At 42.3% G+C, this 18,011-nt stretch carries 17 protein-coding genes and 1 pseudogene; 8 read left to right on the top strand and 10 right to left on the bottom strand.

Annotated features, from left to right (window positions below; all coding sequences use genetic code 11):
- The first annotated feature begins 247 nt into the window (after positions 1–247).
- Entirely contained in the window at positions 248–1,090 is an 843-nt protein-coding gene (locus GHD25_RS17985; RefSeq protein ID WP_346426801.1) for a CvfB family protein, read from the top strand.
- A gap of 144 nt (positions 1,091–1,234) precedes the next feature.
- On the opposite strand, the gene GHD25_RS17980 is transcribed toward GHD25_RS17985, so the two are convergent.
- Positions 1,235–1,519 (bottom strand): hypothetical protein, encoded by a 285-nt coding sequence (locus tag GHD25_RS17980; protein ID WP_164219460.1) that lies wholly within the window; start codon positions 1,517–1,519, stop codon positions 1,235–1,237.
- A gap of 193 nt (positions 1,520–1,712) precedes the next feature.
- Between GHD25_RS17980 and GHD25_RS17975 the strand changes: the two genes are divergently transcribed.
- Positions 1,713–2,906, top strand: a complete 1,194-nt coding sequence (locus GHD25_RS17975; RefSeq protein WP_164219458.1) for a dicarboxylate/amino acid:cation symporter — start codon at positions 1,713–1,715, stop codon at positions 2,904–2,906.
- Between the two features lie 119 nt (positions 2,907–3,025).
- Here GHD25_RS17975 and GHD25_RS17970 read toward each other — a convergent pair whose 3' ends face one another.
- Positions 3,026–3,277 carry a hypothetical protein gene (locus tag GHD25_RS17970; protein WP_164219456.1) on the bottom strand — a complete coding sequence of 84 codons (252 nt, stop codon included), beginning with the start codon at positions 3,275–3,277 and terminating at the stop codon, positions 3,026–3,028.
- 176 nt (positions 3,278–3,453) lie between these two features.
- Between GHD25_RS17970 and GHD25_RS17965 the strand changes: the two genes are divergently transcribed.
- Complete coding sequence (locus GHD25_RS17965) at positions 3,454–4,845, top strand: TldD/PmbA family protein (protein ID WP_164219454.1); 1,392 nt, start codon at positions 3,454–3,456, stop codon at positions 4,843–4,845.
- Between the two features lie 2 nt (positions 4,846–4,847).
- Entirely contained in the window at positions 4,848–6,200 is a 1,353-nt protein-coding gene (locus GHD25_RS17960; RefSeq protein WP_164219452.1) for a TldD/PmbA family protein, read from the top strand.
- Between the two features lie 154 nt (positions 6,201–6,354).
- Here the strand turns inward: GHD25_RS17960 and GHD25_RS17955 are convergent, their stop codons facing one another.
- On the bottom strand, positions 6,355–6,582 hold the full coding sequence (locus GHD25_RS17955) for a DUF2164 domain-containing protein (RefSeq protein ID WP_164219450.1): 228 nt from the start codon (positions 6,580–6,582) through the stop codon (positions 6,355–6,357).
- Positions 6,583–6,737: 155 nt separating this feature from the next.
- On the opposite strand from GHD25_RS17955, the gene GHD25_RS17950 reads away from it, so the two are divergent.
- From GHD25_RS17950 to GHD25_RS17940, 3 genes are all read left to right on the top strand, one after another.
- Entirely contained in the window at positions 6,738–8,435 is a 1,698-nt protein-coding gene (locus GHD25_RS17950; protein WP_164219448.1) for a M3 family oligoendopeptidase, read from the top strand.
- 42 nt (positions 8,436–8,477) lie between these two features.
- Positions 8,478–8,987, top strand: a complete 510-nt coding sequence (locus GHD25_RS17945; protein ID WP_205601385.1) for a GNAT family N-acetyltransferase — start codon at positions 8,478–8,480, stop codon at positions 8,985–8,987.
- Between the two features lie 151 nt (positions 8,988–9,138).
- Positions 9,139–9,924 carry an HAD family hydrolase gene (locus GHD25_RS17940; protein WP_164219446.1) on the top strand — a complete coding sequence of 262 codons (786 nt, stop codon included), beginning with the start codon at positions 9,139–9,141 and terminating at the stop codon, positions 9,922–9,924.
- 393 nt (positions 9,925–10,317) lie between these two features.
- Here the strand turns inward: GHD25_RS17940 and GHD25_RS17935 are convergent, their stop codons facing one another.
- The 3 genes from GHD25_RS17935 to ggt all read right to left on the bottom strand — a co-directional run bounded on the left by GHD25_RS17935 (position 10,318) and on the right by ggt (position 13,129).
- On the bottom strand, positions 10,318–10,845 hold the full coding sequence (locus tag GHD25_RS17935) for a chromate transporter (protein WP_164219516.1): 528 nt from the start codon (positions 10,843–10,845) through the stop codon (positions 10,318–10,320).
- On the bottom strand, positions 10,845–11,411 hold the full coding sequence (locus GHD25_RS17930) for a chromate transporter (RefSeq protein WP_164219443.1): 567 nt from the start codon (positions 11,409–11,411) through the stop codon (positions 10,845–10,847). Before GHD25_RS17930 ends, GHD25_RS17935 begins: the two co-directional genes overlap by 1 nt.
- A 104-nt stretch (positions 11,412–11,515) precedes the next feature.
- A complete protein-coding gene (ggt, locus tag GHD25_RS17925) occupies positions 11,516–13,129 on the bottom strand; it encodes a gamma-glutamyltransferase (protein ID WP_164219441.1) in 1,614 nt (537 codons plus the stop codon).
- Positions 13,130–13,309: 180 nt separating this feature from the next.
- On the opposite strand from ggt, the gene GHD25_RS17920 reads away from it, so the two are divergent.
- Positions 13,310–13,759, top strand: coding sequence for an Lrp/AsnC family transcriptional regulator (locus GHD25_RS17920; RefSeq protein WP_164219439.1), 450 nt, complete (start codon positions 13,310–13,312; stop codon positions 13,757–13,759).
- A gap of 375 nt (positions 13,760–14,134) precedes the next feature.
- Here the strand turns inward: GHD25_RS17920 and GHD25_RS17915 are convergent, their stop codons facing one another.
- From GHD25_RS17915 to GHD25_RS17900, 4 genes and pseudogenes are all read right to left on the bottom strand, one after another.
- Entirely contained in the window at positions 14,135–15,079 is a 945-nt protein-coding gene (locus tag GHD25_RS17915; protein WP_164219437.1) for a threonine ammonia-lyase, read from the bottom strand.
- A gap of 95 nt (positions 15,080–15,174) precedes the next feature.
- Positions 15,175–16,665 carry a glycerol kinase GlpK gene (gene glpK / locus GHD25_RS17910; RefSeq protein WP_164219435.1) on the bottom strand — a complete coding sequence of 497 codons (1,491 nt, stop codon included), beginning with the start codon at positions 16,663–16,665 and terminating at the stop codon, positions 15,175–15,177.
- Between the two features lie 37 nt (positions 16,666–16,702).
- The gene (locus GHD25_RS17905) at positions 16,703–16,969 is read right to left on the bottom strand and encodes a YciI family protein (RefSeq protein WP_164219433.1); all 267 of its coding nucleotides are present in this window, start codon (positions 16,967–16,969) and stop codon (positions 16,703–16,705) included.
- A gap of 310 nt (positions 16,970–17,279) precedes the next feature.
- Positions 17,280–17,951 (bottom strand): annotated as a pseudogene (locus tag GHD25_RS17900) (ABC transporter substrate-binding protein); the annotation flags it as partial.
- Positions 17,952–18,011: the final 60 nt, after the last annotated feature.

Genomic DNA, 18,011 nt, shown 5'->3' with positions numbered 1-18,011 from the left:
ACATTATCCCTGTTTATTCTTTTATTGTAAAAAATGCTTGTGAATTCTCCTTATTTTGTCTGGTACTTTAGAGTTACAACATGACCAGCTTAACCTGTGCAGTTGAAAAATCGTTGAAGCAGTTTAAACAATTACCTTCGCATGAGATTTATTTGACAAGGGCTATTGGGTATGCGATTATAATCACGATTTGGGAGAGAAAATAAAGATAAATTGATCAACATAAAGAGGTGTTACTTTGAATCAAATGCTTGGTACCATCCAAACAATGAGGATAGACAGTAAAAGTGAAAACGGTTATGTCCTGGTGCATGCAGGAAATAAAGCTTTCCTCCATCATGATGAAACAGATGAAGAACTGGGACTCGGTGAAATGATGAAAGTTTTTTTATACGCTGATAAGCGGGGAAAATGGATCGCTACGCTGAAGCTCCCTCCGATCCATAGGAATACTTATGGCTGGGCGGAGGTCATGGAAGTGGTTCCGAATCTTGGTGTCTTTGTAGATATAGGGACCGTCAAGGAAATGCTAATATCCCGGGATAATCTTCCTTTATTTGAAAGTGTATGGCCGGCAAAAAGGGATCAGCTTTATGTAACATTGGGAGAGGACCGAAAAGGACGTCTATTGGCCATCCCCGCAGGTGAAGATGAACTTATCAACGAAATGGAGGCTGCACCGGAAATTTTATATCAGCGGCAGATTTCAGGGAGAGTTTATCATACAAGCAGAGAAGGTTCAGCTATTTTCACAGAGGGAAATCACCGCGGGTTTATTCATCATACGGAAAGAAAGCGGGAACCGCGCTTGGGTGAGCTTGTCAGTGGAAGAGTCATCGAAGTGAAGGATGATGGTTCGGTAAATGTTTCCCTCCGCCCATTGAAACAGCATAGCATGGAAGAAGATGCTGAAGCCATATTAAAGCACCTGCATGAAAATAACGGGGTGATTCCTTTCAGCGATAAAAGTGACCCAGAAGATATCCGGGCGACATTTAAAATCAGTAAAGCTGCTTTCAAACGTGCTCTGGGCAGATTGATGAAGGAAGGGAAAATTGAACAGAAGAATGGGGATACGTATTTAAAATAAGGAAGTAAATCCTGCAATCACTATATTTTCCCTGATCGGTTAAATGCTGAAAAAACCATCCTGATTATTCAGCTTAAAGACTTCAGGATTCTCCAACCATCCGGCTTACTGTATAAAAAAAAGAGCGTGCTGAACGCTCTTTTTTTATGCTTTGGCATTTGTGTATGTGTCAACAAGGGAAGTAACAATAAAACCAATTGCTGCAGCGAACATTGCTGCAATTCCCCAGCCGCCGAGTCCTGCTCCCATGATTTCTACTTTTCCCACGATTGGTGCAGCACAGGCGAGTAAAATACCAGCTATTCCTAATACGGCAATGGGATAATAGCCTGTAAACTTCTCTTTGCCGGTTGCTTTTAATACGCCAATTCCAACAGCAATGCTGATTACCGCCAAAATGATGCCAATGATTAATACTGACTGTATCATGCCTTCACCTCATACAAAAATATATACTTATAGTCTACAACTGAACATCAGGAAAGTCAATTTGAACGTTCGCTTTTCTTTTATTATCCTTTTGAAAATAGTTGTAATTCTCCAACTCCTTTATAAATAAACTAATTATAAGTAGAGAAAGGAGGACCGTGCTTATTTTATTCCAAATATAAGGAGGATATGTATGAAGAAAAGTTTGCTTTGGCAAATCCTGATTGCATTTATCCTGGCAATTATTGCAGGCTTGCTGTTTGGAGAAAATACTAGAGTGGTGCAGCCCCTTGGTGATTTATTCTTACGTCTTATTCAGTTTATTATTGTTCCTTTAATTTTAGCGACCATTATTGTTGGAGTTACAAGTGCCGGGAATGTCAAAAAATTAGGCCGGCTTGGCGGAAAAATGATCACTTATTATTTACTGACAAGCTTTATTGCCATTTCCATTGGACTGCTTGCCGGATTTGTGTTCTCTCCGGGCACTGGCTTGGATATTACCCCGGATGCCGCAGCAGAAGAACCGGCTGAAACAGCCGGCATCGTTGATACACTTTTGAATATTGTTCCGACAAATCCTGTAGAGGCATTATCGACCGCAAACATATTGCAAATCATCTTTTTTGCTGTATTTCTAGGAATTGGGATTACCCTGGCCGGTGAAAGAGCTAACCCGGTGCAGCGTTTTTTCGATGGACTCTCGGAAATTATGTATAAAATTACAAATATCATTATGCTGCTCGTTCCAATAGGTGTATTCGGATTGCTCGCACCAATCGTGGGACAATATGGACTTGATGTGCTTTTGCCGCTTATTAAGCTGATTGCCGCAGTGTTTATCGGCTGTATTTTTCATGCTGCCATTACGTATTCCACTGCAGTAAAATCACTCGGGAAAATGAATCCGTTTACATTTTTTAAAGGGATTTTACCTGCAGCAACTGTTGCTTTTAGTACAGCAAGCAGTTCGGGAACACTTCCCGTAACCATGAAAAACACGGAGGAAAACCTGGGTGTATCCAAACAAACAAGCAGTTTCACCCTCCCGCTGGGAGCAACAATTAATATGGACGGAACCGCCCTTTACCAGGGTGTTGCTGTCATGTTTATTGCTCAATATTACGGAGTTGAATTGACATTCACCCAAATCATTACTGTTGCCCTTGTTGCCACCCTGGCTTCCATCGGTACAGCAGGCGTGCCAGGTGCAGGTCTCATTATGCTCACAATGGTGCTTACTGCCGTAAATCTGCCATTGGCCGGTATTGCCCTAATCGCGAGCGTTGACCGAATTCTTGATATGATGCGAACCGCAATAAACATCACCGGCGACGCATCAGCCGCCGTTGTCATCGAATCAAGCGAAAGAAAACACGGGACATAGGGACAGGTACCTTGTCCCATCCTTTTTAGTTTGGCGGGGCGGGGACAGAGGGACAGGTAAACTGTCCCAGATGATGGGACACGGTGCAAGTATGGGAAGGTACCTCGTCTTATTCATTTTCAGTTTGAAACCATACCCCCATGTCCATCTTGATCGATTTGGAGGTTTTCCGTTCGGATTGATATGCTGCTCGATCGGTTTGGAGGAGTCTCGATCGATTTGATATGCTGCTCGATCGGTTTGGAGGAACCTCGATCGATTTGGGCTTCTTCTCGATCGATTTGGGCTTCTTCTCGATCGATTTGACGTGCTGCTCGATCGATTTGAAGGAGTCCCGATTGATTCGGACTTCCTCTAGATCGATATAACATGCTGCCCGGTGGATTCAGATACGTATATTGTAAAAATTTTGGAATAAAAAGTATTACGGTGATCCAGCAATCTGTTATACTGAAATACAGGGATATTTTGCTTATTTGAAGTTAAAAAACCTCCGAATGAGCAGACTTTTCTTTTAATTTCAAATTTAAAAAACAGGGGGTAAATGATGTTAAATAAGTCACTTGTCGAAGATGTTTTGTCTGCCGCCTTAGTTACCGGCGGTGATTTTTCCGAAGTATTTGTGGAAGACAAGTATACGAACAACATGACATATCAGAGCAGCCGGCTGGAAAAAAGCATTTCGGGTCGGGATTTTGGTGTTGGTATTCGTATATTTAAAGGATTGCAAAGTGTTTATGCCTACACCAATGACTTTTCAAAAGATGGATTGCTGCAAGCAGCAAATACAGCCGCCAAAGCAATCGAGGGAAACCAAACGCAAAGAAATATTTTGCTGCCGGCGGAAAAAAGAATGGTGGACACAAACCATCCTGTTAAATTTGCGCCAACGAAAGTGAAAAAGGCCCGTAAACTAAATGTGCTCCGGAAAGCCAATGAGATCATCACAAACTATGACCCGGCTATTTCACAAGCCATCATCCGATTGCTGGATGAAGAGCAAAACGTATTAATCGCAAATTCAGAAGGAACTTTTGTCGAGGATAAAAGAACAAGAACCCGACTGGTTAATGTGGCCATAGCCAGCAATGGATCGGATATGCAAACCGGTTTTTACGGACCGGGAGCACTGCAGGGTTTTGAATATATTGAAGGACTGGATCTCGATCATTACGCGAAGGAATCTGCCCGAATTGCAGTGACAATGCTTCATGCAGACCCTGCGCCAAGCGGGAAATTCCCGGTAATCATTGACAATGAATTTGGCGGAGTAATTTTTCATGAAGCCTGTGGCCATGGTCTGGAAGCAGCAGCCGTAGCCAAGAATAATTCTGTATTCGCCAATAAGGAAGGGGAAAAAGTAGCCTCAGACCTCGTTACCTACATAGATGACGGCACACTGAAAAATGAATGGGGCTCCATTAATATTGATGATGAAGGGGAGAAGGCAAGAAGAAATGTCCTGATCGAAAATGGAATATTAAAAGGTTATTTAATTGATAAACTGAACGGCAGAAGAATGAATGCAGCATCCACCGGTTCGGGCAGAAGAGAATCATATAAATATGCACCAACCTCCCGGATGACCAACACATATATAGAACCTGGGGAATCCACACCGGAAGAAATTATTGCCAATACCGAAAGTGGGATTTATGCAAAATATATGGGCGGCGGCTCTGTAAACCCTGCAACGGCTGATTATAACTTTGCAGCGCTGGAAGCCTATCTGGTGAAAGACGGCAAAATTGATAAACCATTGCGGGGAGCCACGCTGATTGGAAATGGCGCGGAAACCATTCAAAAAGTAGACATGGTCGGAAATAACCTTGGCCATGGTGCCGGAATGTGCGGGGCTTCAAGCGGAAGTGTTCCCGTCAATGTCGGCCAGCCGATGCTGCGTGTATCTGAAATCACCGTCGGCGGAAGGGAGGCATAATGATGGAGATAAATGTTTTTCGCGATAAAATTTTCACAGAAGCTAAAGACATGGGTATTACTGAGCTGGAGCTCTATTATGAAAAAGAGAATCAGTTTTCCTGTGAAATTTTTAAAGGGGAAATGGATGGTTACAAATCATCGACAGTAAATGGCGTCTCTGTCCGCGGTCTTGTAGAAGACAGAATGGGCTATGCATATACAGAAAAACTGGATGATGAATCAATAAGCTTTCTGTTAAATAATTTAAAAGAAAATGCTGCATTAATGGAAAATGAACCCGAGGAAATATACCCGGGCGATGAACGCTATGAAGACATTGATTTTTATTCCGCCTCCCTTGCAGAGGTAACGCCAGAGGAAAAACTGGACTTTTTGAAGGAAGTCGAGAAAAAAATATACGATTATGACAGCCGCGTTATTCAGACAGACATGGCCACTTTACAGGATACAACTATTGAAAAAGCTATATATAATAATAAAGGACTTTCCTTGAAAGACAGAAATAACCTGCTTATCGTCGTTTTTTCCGTAGTGGTAAAAGAAGGAGAAGAAATTAAATCCGATTTTCATGTGGAAATTACACAGGACTTCCATTCACTCGACACCGATGATTTTGCAAAACAAGCGGTGGAAAATGTGCTAAGTCATTTAGGGGGAAAAACCTATGAAACAAAAGGTTATCCGGTGATATTTAAAAACATAGCAGCTGCCTCGCTGCTGGATGTATTCACTTCCTCCTTCTCGGCAGAATCGGTACAGCAGGGACAGTCTTTGCTCAGAGGAAAACTTGGAGAAACAATTGCTTCCGAACTTGTTACGCTGACAGACGACCCGTTTATGAAAGAAAGCATAGAAAGCCGGACCTTTGATTCAGAAGGCGTGGCTACAAGAAAAACAGCGGTTGTCAATAAAGGCAGGCTGGAGACATTTTTTCATAACTTGAAAACAGCTAAAAAGGATGGCGTGACATCTACAGGTCATGGATATAAACCATCCCATAAGGACACCATTGGCATCAGTCCGTCCAATCTGTTTATCGAACCGGGAGAAGCTTCTTACGAGCAATTATACGAGAGCCTGGATGAAGGAATCATTATCACAAACCTTGCCGGCCTGCATTCAGGCGCAAGTGCAATCTCGGGTGACTTCTCACTTGCAGCGAATGGCTATTATGTAAAAGACGGAAAAATCATTAGCCCGGCCAAGCTGATGACTGTTGCCGGCAATTTTTTTGATCTGCTGCATGATATAGAACAGATAGGCAATGACCTTAAATTTACACCAATGGGCATGCAGGGAAATATTGGCTCCCCGTCACTAAAAGTTAAGCGCTTATCTATTGCTGTGGACTAACAGCCAGGGAAATAAGTCCTCTATTCCGGTAATCAAGACGGCGAGGTAAACAAACTCGCCGTCTTTTGTTTTGCAAAAGTGGACCGCGCGAAAGATATACGGGTTATTTGACCCGGCCAGAGAAAAGGATTGCATGATGTAAATCTTTATTCTTTTATTTTTCCAATCCAAATAAATCCTCCAATTTATCTGTAATAAATGCATGGCTGTCTGTAATACCGAGGTTATAAAATACCGGCGCAATTTCATCGATGATAAAGTCCAAAACCATTATGGCAGCTAAATCGCCAATTTCCTCTTCCCGTTCTTTATGGAAAAATGCCTGAATCCGTCTCATCATATCCTCTTTTTGTTCTTTTGGTAAATCAAATCTTTGGTTCATGAGATCCTCCTCCCTTTGAAAACAAGTATAGCATGTCAGCATAAACTCAAAGAATGAAGACACATGAAATTAACTATAAATAAATTTTACCTTGCATCATAACTTCAGCTATGCGTAAATGAAGATAGCGAATAAAAGAATCAAGGAGGGGTTTCATGCTGACTTTTGAAAATTACACCTATGAGAGACCGGATATGGAAAAAGTCAAGGCTGAATTTCAAGAGCTTCTGCACAAATTTTCCCATGCCAATTCAACAGAAGAGGCAACCAGGGAAGTTGAATCCATAAATAAGCTGCGGAACCGTTTGTCCACCATGTCTATGCTTGTGTTTATCCGCAGTTCTGTAAACACAAATGACGAATTTTATAAAAGGGAACAGGATTTTTTTGATGATGCCGAACCGGAAATTCAGGAGATCAGCACTGCGTTTTACAAAGAATTAGTAAAAACGCCATACAGAAAAGAGCTGGAGAATAAATGGGGATCGCAATTATTTAATATTGCGGATTTTGAAATTAAAGCTTTTTCCCCGGAAATTATCCCATTATTGCAAAAAGAAAACAAGCTGTCTTCCCAATACGCAAGGCTTGTTGCTTCCGCTGAGGTGAAGTTTCAGGGCAGCACTTATACTTTGGCACAGTTGTATCCATATACGGAGAATAGTAGTCGGAGCATCCGTAAAGAAGCAATCAATGCATACACCGGGTTTTTCAAAGATAATCAAACAGAATTTGATACCATTTATGATAACCTTGTAAAAGTGCGTCATGAAATAGCTGTCACACTCGGATACAAAAATTTTGTTGAACTCGGGTATTTGCGCATGCTGCGGATTGATTATAATGCAGAAATGGCAGAGGCATACCGCAAACAGATTCGTGACTTCATTGTTCCACTTGTAACAAAACTTTATAAAAAGCAGGAAGAACGCATTGAGGTGGCAGCGTTAAAATTTCATGATGAATCATTTTTATTTGCCAGTGGTAATGCAACGCCAAAAGGAACACCGGAATGGATTATTGATAACGGAAAGAAAATGTACGAAGAACTATCAGAAGAAACCAGGGAGTTTTTCCAGTTTATGCTTGACCGCCATCTGATGGATCTGGAGGCAAAGAAAGGGAAAGAGGCAGGCGGATATTGTGCGTATATTGACGATTATCAATCTCCTTATATTTTTGCCAATTTTAACGGGACATCGGCAGATATTGATGTGCTTACGCATGAAACCGGGCATGCATTCCAGGCATATTCCAGCAGGAAATACAATATCCCGGAGTACACGGATCCGACGCATGAAGCTGCCGAAATTCATTCCATGAGCATGGAATTTTTTACTTGGCCATGGATGGAATTATTTTTTAAAGAGGATACTTTGAAATATAAATATGCACATTTAACAGAAGCATTGAAATTTCTTCCTTACGGCGCGGCAGTGGATGAATTTCAGCATCTCGTTTATGAAAATCCTGCGTGGACACCGGAGGAACGGAATCAGGCTTGGAAGGAGCTTGAAGAAACTTATCTCCCCCACCGGGATTATGATGGTAATTCCTATTTGCAATCTGGCCGTTTCTGGCAGCGTCAGGGGCACATTTATGAGGATCCTTTTTATTATATTGATTATACATTGGCGCAAATTTGTGCCTTTCAATTTTGGAAACGGGCTCAGGAAGATCAGGAGACTGCCTGGAAGGATTACCTCCATTTATGTATGCTCGGGGGATCAAAATCCTTCCTTGAATTGGTGGATGCAGCCGGTCTGAATTCGCCTTTTGATGACGGCACAGTGAAATCAGCAGTTCATGCTATTGAAAAATGGCTGGATGATGTGGATGATACGAGGCTTTAATTTACTATGGTATAAAAGAATATGGTCTGGACGGTTATGATGATGGAAATGACATTGGAAAAATTACACGAAACAGATTTTGAAAGTTTATTTGAGTTTGAGCTTGAAAACAGAACTTATTTTGAGGAAATGGTATGGAGCCGCGGGGATGATTACTATCACTTTGAGACATTCAAACAGAAGAACAAAGCGCTGTTGAAAGAACAATACCAAGGGTTATCCCATTTCTATTTAATTAAGAATAAAGAAGGCTTTATTATTGGCAGAATAAACTTGTCAGATATTGATAAAACGCTGGGTTCAGCTCAAATTGGGTATAGAGTGGGAAGGCCATATACTGGTGGCGGGGTTGCCAAAAAAGCATTACATCTATTATTAAAAACAGTGAACAAGCACGGGATTAAACAGATTTTAGCAAAGACATCGACTAATAACATAGCCTCACAAAAAACTCTGGAGGCAAATGGGTTTAAACGTGTTTCAACCAGTGACGAAGAATTCGATATGAATGGACAGCGTTTAAGATTTAATTTTTATGAGTGGACAATTTAATCAAACCAGGCGTTTATAACGGTGATTTACATTTAACACATCAACAAACCTCCGCTGGATGGCCGGAGGTTTGTTGATATGGAACAGGAAGCTGGAACAAAACGGCATATATGATAAAATCACTATATAACATAGTAAAAAGGAGATCACCATGAATTTCAAGGTACTTTTTCTCGACATAGACGGAACCATTTTAAAACCGGATCATACCTATACTGCATCCACGAAAGAAGCTATTTCCCAAGTAAAGAAGCAGGATATTGAGGTTTTTCTGGCGACAGGACGCCCCCTTCATGAAGTGGAAGACCTGGCAGCCGAACTTCACATAGAATCTTTTATTGGCTATAACGGTGCCTACGCCGTTTATGAGAATGAAACAATGATAAATGAACCGATGGACCCTTCCGTGATGAAGGAATTTCTAAATATTGCCGGAGAGAACGGACATGAACTGGTTTGTTACACGAATCAAAGGAATTATTTTACTTCGTTGTCAGACCCGGATGTAAAAAAATTTATCCGGGCGTTTAACCTGGTTAAAAATGATACATTAACCGATGATGTCATTGATTCCATTCTTGGCGCTACTATAATGAATTTGAAAGAATCCGAAGAAGCGTTATATGAATTTAAATCGGATATTCACCTTTCCCCTGTGAATGTTTACGGAATGGACAACAATTTCGATATCATTCGAAAAAATGTGAATAAGGGGATCGCTGTCGAAAGTATTCTCACTCAGATGGGGATTCAAAAAAACCAGGCAATCGCATTTGGTGATGGAATGAACGACAAAGAAATGCTGGGCGCGGTCGGAGAAAGTTTTGCCATGGAAAACGCGCATCCTTCTCTTTTTCGTTATGCAAAGCATAAGACAACATCGGTGGATGAATCTGGTATTTTTACCGGGCTCCAAAGGCTTGGATTGGTGAAATAGGAAAAGAGCACAGCTGTAATATGGCTGTATGAAATCATTGCATATGAAAACTTCCTGGAAATGGACTTCATAATTGGTATGACTGGCTCATGAAAGCTCTCGGATCCATCATCGGGCAAAATCTACTGCATGACTGACTCGAGAACAAGCCTCGGGGACGTCATCGACCGTAAATCACTGCATGACTGCCTCGAGAACAAGCCTCGGGGACGTCATCAACCGCAAATCACTGCATGACTGGCTCGATAAGAAGCCTCGGAGACGTCATCAACTGCAAATCAATTGATGACTGCGTCGATCCCTTCATATATCAGCCCAGTCCAAAAAAACCTGTACTACCTCAATGGTAATACAGGCTTTTTACTATCTATAAATCATACATGCTCCCAAACTTCACAGAAAAAATCCTCCATAAACTAAAGCGCCGGCAATAATATAGGCTGGGTGTACCTTGACTCTCTCAATCAGCACATAACTGACTGCGGTTAATAACACTGTCTGCCAGATGCCGATCCCTTCATAGGATTCGAAAAAGAAGCGCCATGCCATTAATCCAAGCAGAATGGCAATAATCGGCCGCACATATAATGTTAATCTTTTTACCTTCGGGGAGTCTTTATATTTTAATAGTATACTTAATAATCCTATCATTAATATAAGAGATGGCGCGACAGTGGCAAAGACACCAACTGCCGAACCTAAAACACCGCCGACTTCATAGCCAATATAGCCTGCCATCTTCGTCGCAATCGGTCCGGGCAGCGCATTGCCGAGTGCCAGAACCTCACTGAATTCCTGAACGGTCATCCATTCAAACCGGATCACCACTTCATTCTCAATCAGCGGGATCGATGCCGGACCTCCCCCATAACCAAGGATACCCGGAATGAAAAACGCCTGAAATATTTCCCAGTATTTCATCATGTATGCTCACCTTCTTTTTCAGGTGACTTTTTATCTTTTTTTATAAAAGCAAAAATAATGAATGCAGCAATTAAAATACCGGGGTGAACCCCTAATAACTGCAGAAGAACAAAAATAATGGCACAAAGAATAATTGTAGTAATCCAGCCCATGCCTTTTCCGGCTTTTTCAAAAAATTGCCAGGTTAAGACTGCCATCATCATTCCTACTACAGGCAAAACAGCAGCTGTCATACCCTGTACCCAATCAAACTCCCTGAAATTGGATAACGTTGTAAGCAAAATAATCATTAAAATGATGGTGGGCAATATGGTAGACAATATGGCGTTCAGCATCCCCATTATTCCAGATACCCGGTAACCGATATACCCCGCCATTTTTGTAGCAATCGGACCCGGGAGTGCATTGCCGAGGGCCAGTATATCTCCAAATTCATCGTCATCCATCCATTTGTATTTATCAACTACTTCTTTATGAACGAGCGGTATGGAACTCGGTCCGCCACCATAACCGAGCATGCCCACCCGAAAAAAAGCAAGAAAAATATACCAGTGTTTTTTCATGTGTCACAAACCTTTTTTTGAATTAGTAAAGTGGATCGAAAAGAGAGATCGCTCCAATTACTGAAGCGATCAAATTATTTCGGCTTTATGCATACCCTTTGCATCTACCAGGCAGCTACCGTTCCATCCGTTCTTGATTCCGTTCCTCCTACAAGCACGCCGCTTTCCGGATCTCTCCAGATAATCTGCCCGCGGCCGAATTCATTTGGTTCCAAGGCAATTTGAATGTCATGCCCTTTCACAGATAGACCTTGTGCTAAATGATGAGGAAAACGGTTTTCCACATCCACTTTTTTATCTTTTTTCCATTGCCACCTTGGTGCATCTAAAGCAGCCTGAGGATTCAATCCAAAATCGACTGTATTCATAACGACCTGTACATGGCCCTGAGGCTGCATGAATCCGCCCATAACTCCAAATGGTCCCACAGGTTGGTCCCCTTTGGTCATAAAGCCTGGGATGATCGTATGATACGTCCTTTTTCCTCCAGCCAAAGCATTTACATGTTTTGGATCCATGGAGAAATTATGCCCGCGGTTTTGGAGAGCTATTCCTGTTCCCGGTACGACTAAGCCTGAGCCAAATCCCATATAGTTGCTTTGGATAAACGATACCATATTGCCCTCATTGTCCGCTGCTGCCAGATAAACCGTTCCGCCGGCTGCCGGTTCGCCTGCTTCCGGAGTCAGTGCCGTATCCGTAATTAGTTTTCTCCTCTTTTCACCGTATGCATCACTGAGTATGTCATTCGCGGTAAAAAGCATATGGTTTTCCTCGGTTACATGTTTTTCCGCATCAGCAAAAGCCAATTTCATAGCTTCAATTTGTTTATGATACGTATTAATAGATTCTTTATCCGGAAAGTCAAAGCCTTTCAAAATATTGAGGGCCTCAAGCGCAGCAATTCCCTGTCCGTTTGGAGGGATTTCCCACACATCATACCCGCGATAATTAACATGAATTGGGTCGACCCAGTCCGCTTCATATGCGACCAAATCCTCTTTTCGCAAAAATCCGCCATGCTCTCTGGAAAATGCATCAATTTTATCAGCCAAATCGCCTTCATAAAAAGATTTCGCATTTGTTTCGGCGATTTCCCTTAATGTTTCCGCATGATCGCGGGAAGCCCACACTTCACCTGGCTGGGGTGCTCTGCCTTCAGGTGCAAAAGTGTTAAACCAGTTTTCGAATTGGGAATCCGTCAATTTTTCTTTAAAATTATTGTATGCCTTATTCCAAAACTTACCAAGTGTCGGTGAAACAGGGTATCCTTCTTCCGCATACGTGATTGCCGGCTGTAAAACTTCTGTTAATGGCAGCTTCCCGAATTTTTCCGAAAGCGCTGCCCAAGCTCCCGGTGCACCCGGGACAGTAACCGGAACCCAGCCATATGTTGGAATTTCTTCGTATCCTTTTTCTTTTACAGCATCGATGGAAATGTTTTTTGGCGACCTTCCGCTGGCATTTAATCCATGCAGCTTTCCTTTTGTCCAAACAAGCGCAAATGCGTCTCCGCCAATACCATTGGAAGTCGGTTCCACTACAGTAAGGCATGCAGCAGTAGCAATAGCAGCATCAATCGCATTTCCGCCTTTTTTTAAAATTTCCAACCCCGCCTGGGAAGCCAGCGGCTGTGAGGTTGCTACCATCCCATTTTTTGCATATGTAGCATGTCTTGTATTAGAATAAGGGTAGGATTGATCATTTAGAAAGTTCATCGGACACACTCCTTACATATATTTCAGAATTATTTCATATGGTACAAAAAAACCGGCATTTTGTCAACACAGGAATAAAGTGATAAAATAAACATACTTACATTTTATCGTCATTCGCAATATAATACTTACTTAATGAATTGTTCGGAAAATCATAAACTACGAATAGGAGATAATAATATGAAATTTGACGAGATTGATAAAAAACTGCTAGAAGAATTAGCTGAAGATGGAAGACTATCATATGTGGAACTTGCAGAGAAGGTTGGATTATCGCGCGTTGCCGTCAAAGACAGAATTCAAAGTTTAAAAGAAAAAGGGATCATCGAGAAATTTAGTGTTGTAATTAATTCGGAGAAAATCGGCAAAAAAGTATCCGCATTTTTTGAAGTTGATGTGGAACCGATGATGCTGCAGGAAGTGGCACAGAATCTTGCTGACAATCCGCATGTGGCCAGCATTTATCAAATGACAGGGCCAAGTACGCTGCATACCCATGTTCTTGTAGAAGATTTCACCAAGCTGGAAGCCTTTATTAACGATGAACTTTATTCAGTGGAAGGGATTACAAGGGTAGAGAGTTCTGTTATTTTGAAGCGGTTTAAAAGCCGGACTGGCTATAAGCTGTAAGGCTGCTTACCCAAGGCGGTTTTCTTGTAAGCCCTTTCACAGGAGTTGTGTCTGTTTGAAAACCTCGTAAGCCGGGTTAGTGAATTATTTTATTTAAACAAAACCAAATAACCCCTCAAGGGCTTTAGCAGTTCCTGAGGGATTGCTTTCTCACGCCGCCTCGCCATCCTAACGGAGTAGTCTATTACGGCCTGAAAATATTCTTTTATTGAAGGTCTTTATTATGATATACATGTATAATCGTCTATCTTATTGTACTATGACACGGGAGGTGTACAGTACATATCATAGTGTCAAATATTAAATATTTTCATCGCTTCCCCATATCAAAGCTGTCAATGACGGAAATCTGCTTAACTTGGGTTAAGCCGGAAGTTATACCAATTCTCCCAGCTTCCGCACATCCACATTCCCGCCGGACAAAACACACACTACATTTTTATCCTTTACTCCCAGCTTACCAAACATAGCGGCAGCAACTGCAACGGCACTGGATGGCTCAATCAGCTGTTTCATTCTCTCCAGCACGAAAAACAATGCCTGCCGGATCTCATCCTCACTGACAGTTACGATATCATCCACATATTTTTGTACGATGGGAAAAGTCATGGTGCCCGGTTCACTCGTTCGTAAGCCATCGGCAATAGTTTTCGTTTCCGGAATACCCACAATCTCTCCTTTTTGCAAAGATAATAATGTGTCATTCGCACTTTCCGGTTCCACACCAATGACTTTTACAGATGGCTTTGTTTCCTTGATCGCTGTCAGAATTCCGGAAATGAGACCCCCGCCGCCAATTGGCACTACAACAACATCGACATCATCCAACTGCTGCAGAATTTCCAGACCGACTGTTCCCTGTCCGGCTATAATCCGAGGATCATCATATGGCGGAATATAAATACCGTTATTCTCCTTTGCCAGTTCTTCGGCACGCGGCAGCCTTTCCGCAGAAGTGGTACCGCATTTCTCGATTTTTCCGTTATATGCCTGAATGGCATTCACCTTGCTTACCGTTGCATCCTCAGGAATCACAATCGTTGCAGCGATTCCCAGCTTATCAGCGATATAGGAAACAGCCTGGCCATGGTTGCCGGAGGAAGCTGCTGTAACAAAAGCCGCGCCTTTCTTTACCACATGCTTTACTATATTTGTCGCACCCCTGATTTTAAAAGCCCCGGTTCGCTGCATATGTTCTCCTTTAAAAAACATCCGATTGCCAGTCAGCTTTGAGAGCTGTGCTGAAGAAAGTATTGGTGTTTCATTGATTGTATCGGCAATGGTTTCCCTTGCCTCACGTATTTCATCTATCGTTACCATAGTAGTATATATTCCCCCGTTTACTATCTTGCCTTGGTTATTATTTTCCCCTAAAAAACCTGTTTTCCTGCCTTTTTCTACCAGCCGCGCAATACCTATTTAAACTTCCGGGTCGCCTCCACTGCTTTTTTCCAGCCCGTGTAAAGTTCTTCCCTTTTATTTTCATGCATATCGGCTTCAAAGGTGCGTTCATTTTTCCATTGCTTGGCAATTTCTTCTCTATCCTTCCAGAATCCGACTGCTAAACCGGCTAAATACGCTGAGCCAAGTGCGGTTGTTTCATTGATGGCTGAACGCTCTACAGGTACGCCAACGATATCACTTTGAAATTGCATGAGAAAGTCATTTTTTGCAGTTCCTCCATCCACACGCAATGTTTTTAAGTCGATCCCGGAATCAGCAATCATCGCATCCAGTACATCTTTCGTCTGGTAAGCAAGCGATTCCAGAGTAGCCCTGATAAAATGGTCTTTTGTTGTTCCGCGTGTCAATCCAAATACGGCCCCTCTTGCATCACTGTCCCAATAAGGAGCACCGAGCCCGACAAATGCAGGCACCATATAAACGCCGTCTGTAGAATCCACGTTTGTGGCAAAATATTCGCTTTCAGGCGCGTTATCGATTAATTTCATCCCATCTCTCAGCCATTGCACAGCTGAACCGGCTATAAAAATACTTCCCTCCAGGGCATATTCCACTTTTCCATCAATACCCCAGGCAAGCGTCGTCAATAATCCATGCTTTGAAACCACTCCTTCTTCCCCTGTATTCATCAGCATGAAGCAGCCGGTTCCGTAAGTATTTTTTGCCATCCCTTTTTCAAAACAGGCCTGGCCGAACAAGGCTGCCTGCTGGTCACCGGCAATGCCGGCAATGGGTATTTCTTCACCAAAAAAATGGTACCCAACCGTTTTTCCGTAAATCTCCGACGACGGACGGACTTCCGGAAGCATGGATGGAGGCACGTTTAAAATATCCAGCAGTTCTTCATCCCATACAAGGTCATAAATATTAAACATTAATGTACGGGAGGCATTCGAGTAATCCGTAATATGTCTTTTTCCGCCGGTGAGTTTATAAACAAGCCATGTATCAATGGTTCCAAAGGAAAGCTCCCCTTGTTCTGCCTTTTCCCGCGCCCCCTCCACATTGTCAAGCATCCATTTTACTTTCGTTCCTGAGAAATAGGGATCCAGCAGCAGGCCGGTCTTTTCTTTGAAAATATCATTATAGCCAGCTTCGATCAGCTCTTTGCAAATAGGATCCGTTTGCCGGGACTGCCATACAATTGCTTTATAAAGTGGTTTCCCTGTGTTTTTATCCCATACCACAGTGGTTTCCCGCTGGTTCGTAATCCCGATTCCCGCTACCTGGTTCGGAGCAATATCCGCCTTTCTAAGCACATCGGCAATACAGCTTAATACCGATGTCCAAATTTCATTCGCATCATGTTCCACCCAGCCCGGTTTTGGGAAAAACTGTTCAAACTCCCGCTGTGCCGTTTCCACAATCTCCCCGTCATGATTAAATAGAATGGCCCTGGAACTGCTCGTCCCCTGGTCGATGGATAAAATATATTTGCTCATCAAATTCCTCCCCGCGATTTTCCTTTACATTATAGGCTTATTCTTCCAAAGTCATTTCCCATTCGTGAATTTCAAATGTTCTGGCGCCATGTATAATATAGGGATCCTTTTTTACCGTTTCCTCCACGCCGGCCAGGTCCTTTCCCTTATAAATAATTAAACCGCCTGCTCCATCAGCAAACCTGCCTTTTGCAAAAATCTTTCCCTCTTCTGATTTCTGCCTTAAAAAATCCAGGTGATCCGGCCGCCATTTTTTGCTTTTTTCCTCATCAAGCATTGGCAGTAATACGGCAAAGTACTTCATTTACTTGTCCCTCTTTTCAGTTATATTGGTTTTATTATATCATTCCCATGGATCTTGTTCATTTAAATACATTTCTTATTCATTAATCTGCGAAATAGTAGATGAACACAGACGATTATGTTGAGATGTGGTTCCGAAGAAAACTGTTCTTATAAGGGGCACTATAGTGGAGTGTTATGAGGCCATTACCATCTTCCATTTAAGTTATAGTAAAAATGTTCTTATCATATCCGGGTTTAAACCTTCTGGATGCAATACCGCACTACTAAAAAAGACCCGCCAAATTGACGGGTCTTTTCAGCTTATTATATTAATCTGCTGCAGGTGCTTCTTCTTCTGTTACAGCGATATCCCAGCGGTACATTCCTGTTCCGTCACCGATATAGTAATTGTGAACACGGTTGTTAACAGGTACAACTTCAGCACTGTATAAAGTTGGGAATACCGGCACTTCTTCTACCATAAACTCCTGCCATTCATTATAAACTTCACGGCGGTAATCTAAATCAAACGCATCTTCTGAAACGCCCTCCGCCATTAATTCATCATTTTTATCACTGGAATAACGGGAGAAGTTGAAGATCGCATCTCTTCCGTACAATCCTCTTGGATCAACATCAATACCTACCCCCCAGGCACCCTGGTAAATATCGATGTTAGGGTCATCATCACCATTTTGGCCAACCCCGTCATAGAAAGCGTTAAATTCCATTAGCCTTCCATCATAAAGTTCAACATTCAAACCAACCTGAGCCCAGGACTGAATGTAATAGTTAGCTACTGGCTCTGCTACCTCACTGCCGGACATGGAAGCAAAGGTAATAACCAACTCTTCCCCATCAGGGTCTTCACGCATTCCATCTCCATCTACATCTTCATATCCTGCTTCATCCAGCAAACGGTTTGCCTCATCCTGATCATAAGGCCTTCCAGGATTTGATTCATCATGGAAGTCCGGATGAGAAGGCGGGATCGTTAGAGTAAAATGTTTGTGGGAGAACATATACCCCATTCCTGGTGTTGGAATCGTAAGATTTCAACA

The organism is Virgibacillus aidingensis, from assembly GCF_010994035.1.
Classification (GTDB): domain Bacteria; phylum Bacillota; class Bacilli; order Bacillales; family Amphibacillaceae; genus Virgibacillus_N.
The sequence above is the reverse complement of the archived record's forward strand: the minus strand, read 5'-3'. Positions and strand labels throughout refer to the sequence as shown.

Bases quoted from the DNA above. Each gene is read 5' to 3' on its own strand.
- GHD25_RS17985 (WP_346426801.1), top strand. From the start codon at position 248: ATGCTTGGTACCATCCAAACAATGAGGATAGACAGTAAAAGTGAAAAC.
- GHD25_RS17980 (WP_164219460.1), bottom strand. From the start codon at position 1,519: ATGATACAGTCAGTATTAATCATTGGCATCATTTTGGCGGTAATCAGC.
- GHD25_RS17975 (WP_164219458.1), top strand. From the start codon at position 1,713: ATGAAGAAAAGTTTGCTTTGGCAAATCCTGATTGCATTTATCCTGGCA.
- GHD25_RS17970 (WP_164219456.1), bottom strand. From the start codon at position 3,277: ATGTTATATCGATCTAGAGGAAGTCCGAATCAATCGGGACTCCTTCAA.
- GHD25_RS17965 (WP_164219454.1), top strand. From the start codon at position 3,454: ATGTTAAATAAGTCACTTGTCGAAGATGTTTTGTCTGCCGCCTTAGTT.
- GHD25_RS17960 (WP_164219452.1), top strand. From the start codon at position 4,848: ATGGAGATAAATGTTTTTCGCGATAAAATTTTCACAGAAGCTAAAGAC.
- GHD25_RS17955 (WP_164219450.1), bottom strand. From the start codon at position 6,582: ATGAACCAAAGATTTGATTTACCAAAAGAACAAAAAGAGGATATGATG.
- GHD25_RS17950 (WP_164219448.1), top strand. From the start codon at position 6,738: ATGCTGACTTTTGAAAATTACACCTATGAGAGACCGGATATGGAAAAA.
- GHD25_RS17945 (WP_205601385.1), top strand. From the start codon at position 8,478: ATGGAAATGACATTGGAAAAATTACACGAAACAGATTTTGAAAGTTTA.
- GHD25_RS17940 (WP_164219446.1), top strand. From the start codon at position 9,139: ATGAATTTCAAGGTACTTTTTCTCGACATAGACGGAACCATTTTAAAA.
- GHD25_RS17935 (WP_164219516.1), bottom strand. From the start codon at position 10,845: ATGAAATACTGGGAAATATTTCAGGCGTTTTTCATTCCGGGTATCCTT.
- GHD25_RS17930 (WP_164219443.1), bottom strand. From the start codon at position 11,411: ATGAAAAAACACTGGTATATTTTTCTTGCTTTTTTTCGGGTGGGCATG.
- ggt (WP_164219441.1), bottom strand. From the start codon at position 13,129: ATGAACTTTCTAAATGATCAATCCTACCCTTATTCTAATACAAGACAT.
- GHD25_RS17920 (WP_164219439.1), top strand. From the start codon at position 13,310: ATGAAATTTGACGAGATTGATAAAAAACTGCTAGAAGAATTAGCTGAA.
- GHD25_RS17915 (WP_164219437.1), bottom strand. From the start codon at position 15,079: ATGGTAACGATAGATGAAATACGTGAGGCAAGGGAAACCATTGCCGAT.
- glpK (WP_164219435.1), bottom strand. From the start codon at position 16,665: ATGAGCAAATATATTTTATCCATCGACCAGGGGACGAGCAGTTCCAGG.
- GHD25_RS17905 (WP_164219433.1), bottom strand. From the start codon at position 16,969: ATGAAGTACTTTGCCGTATTACTGCCAATGCTTGATGAGGAAAAAAGC.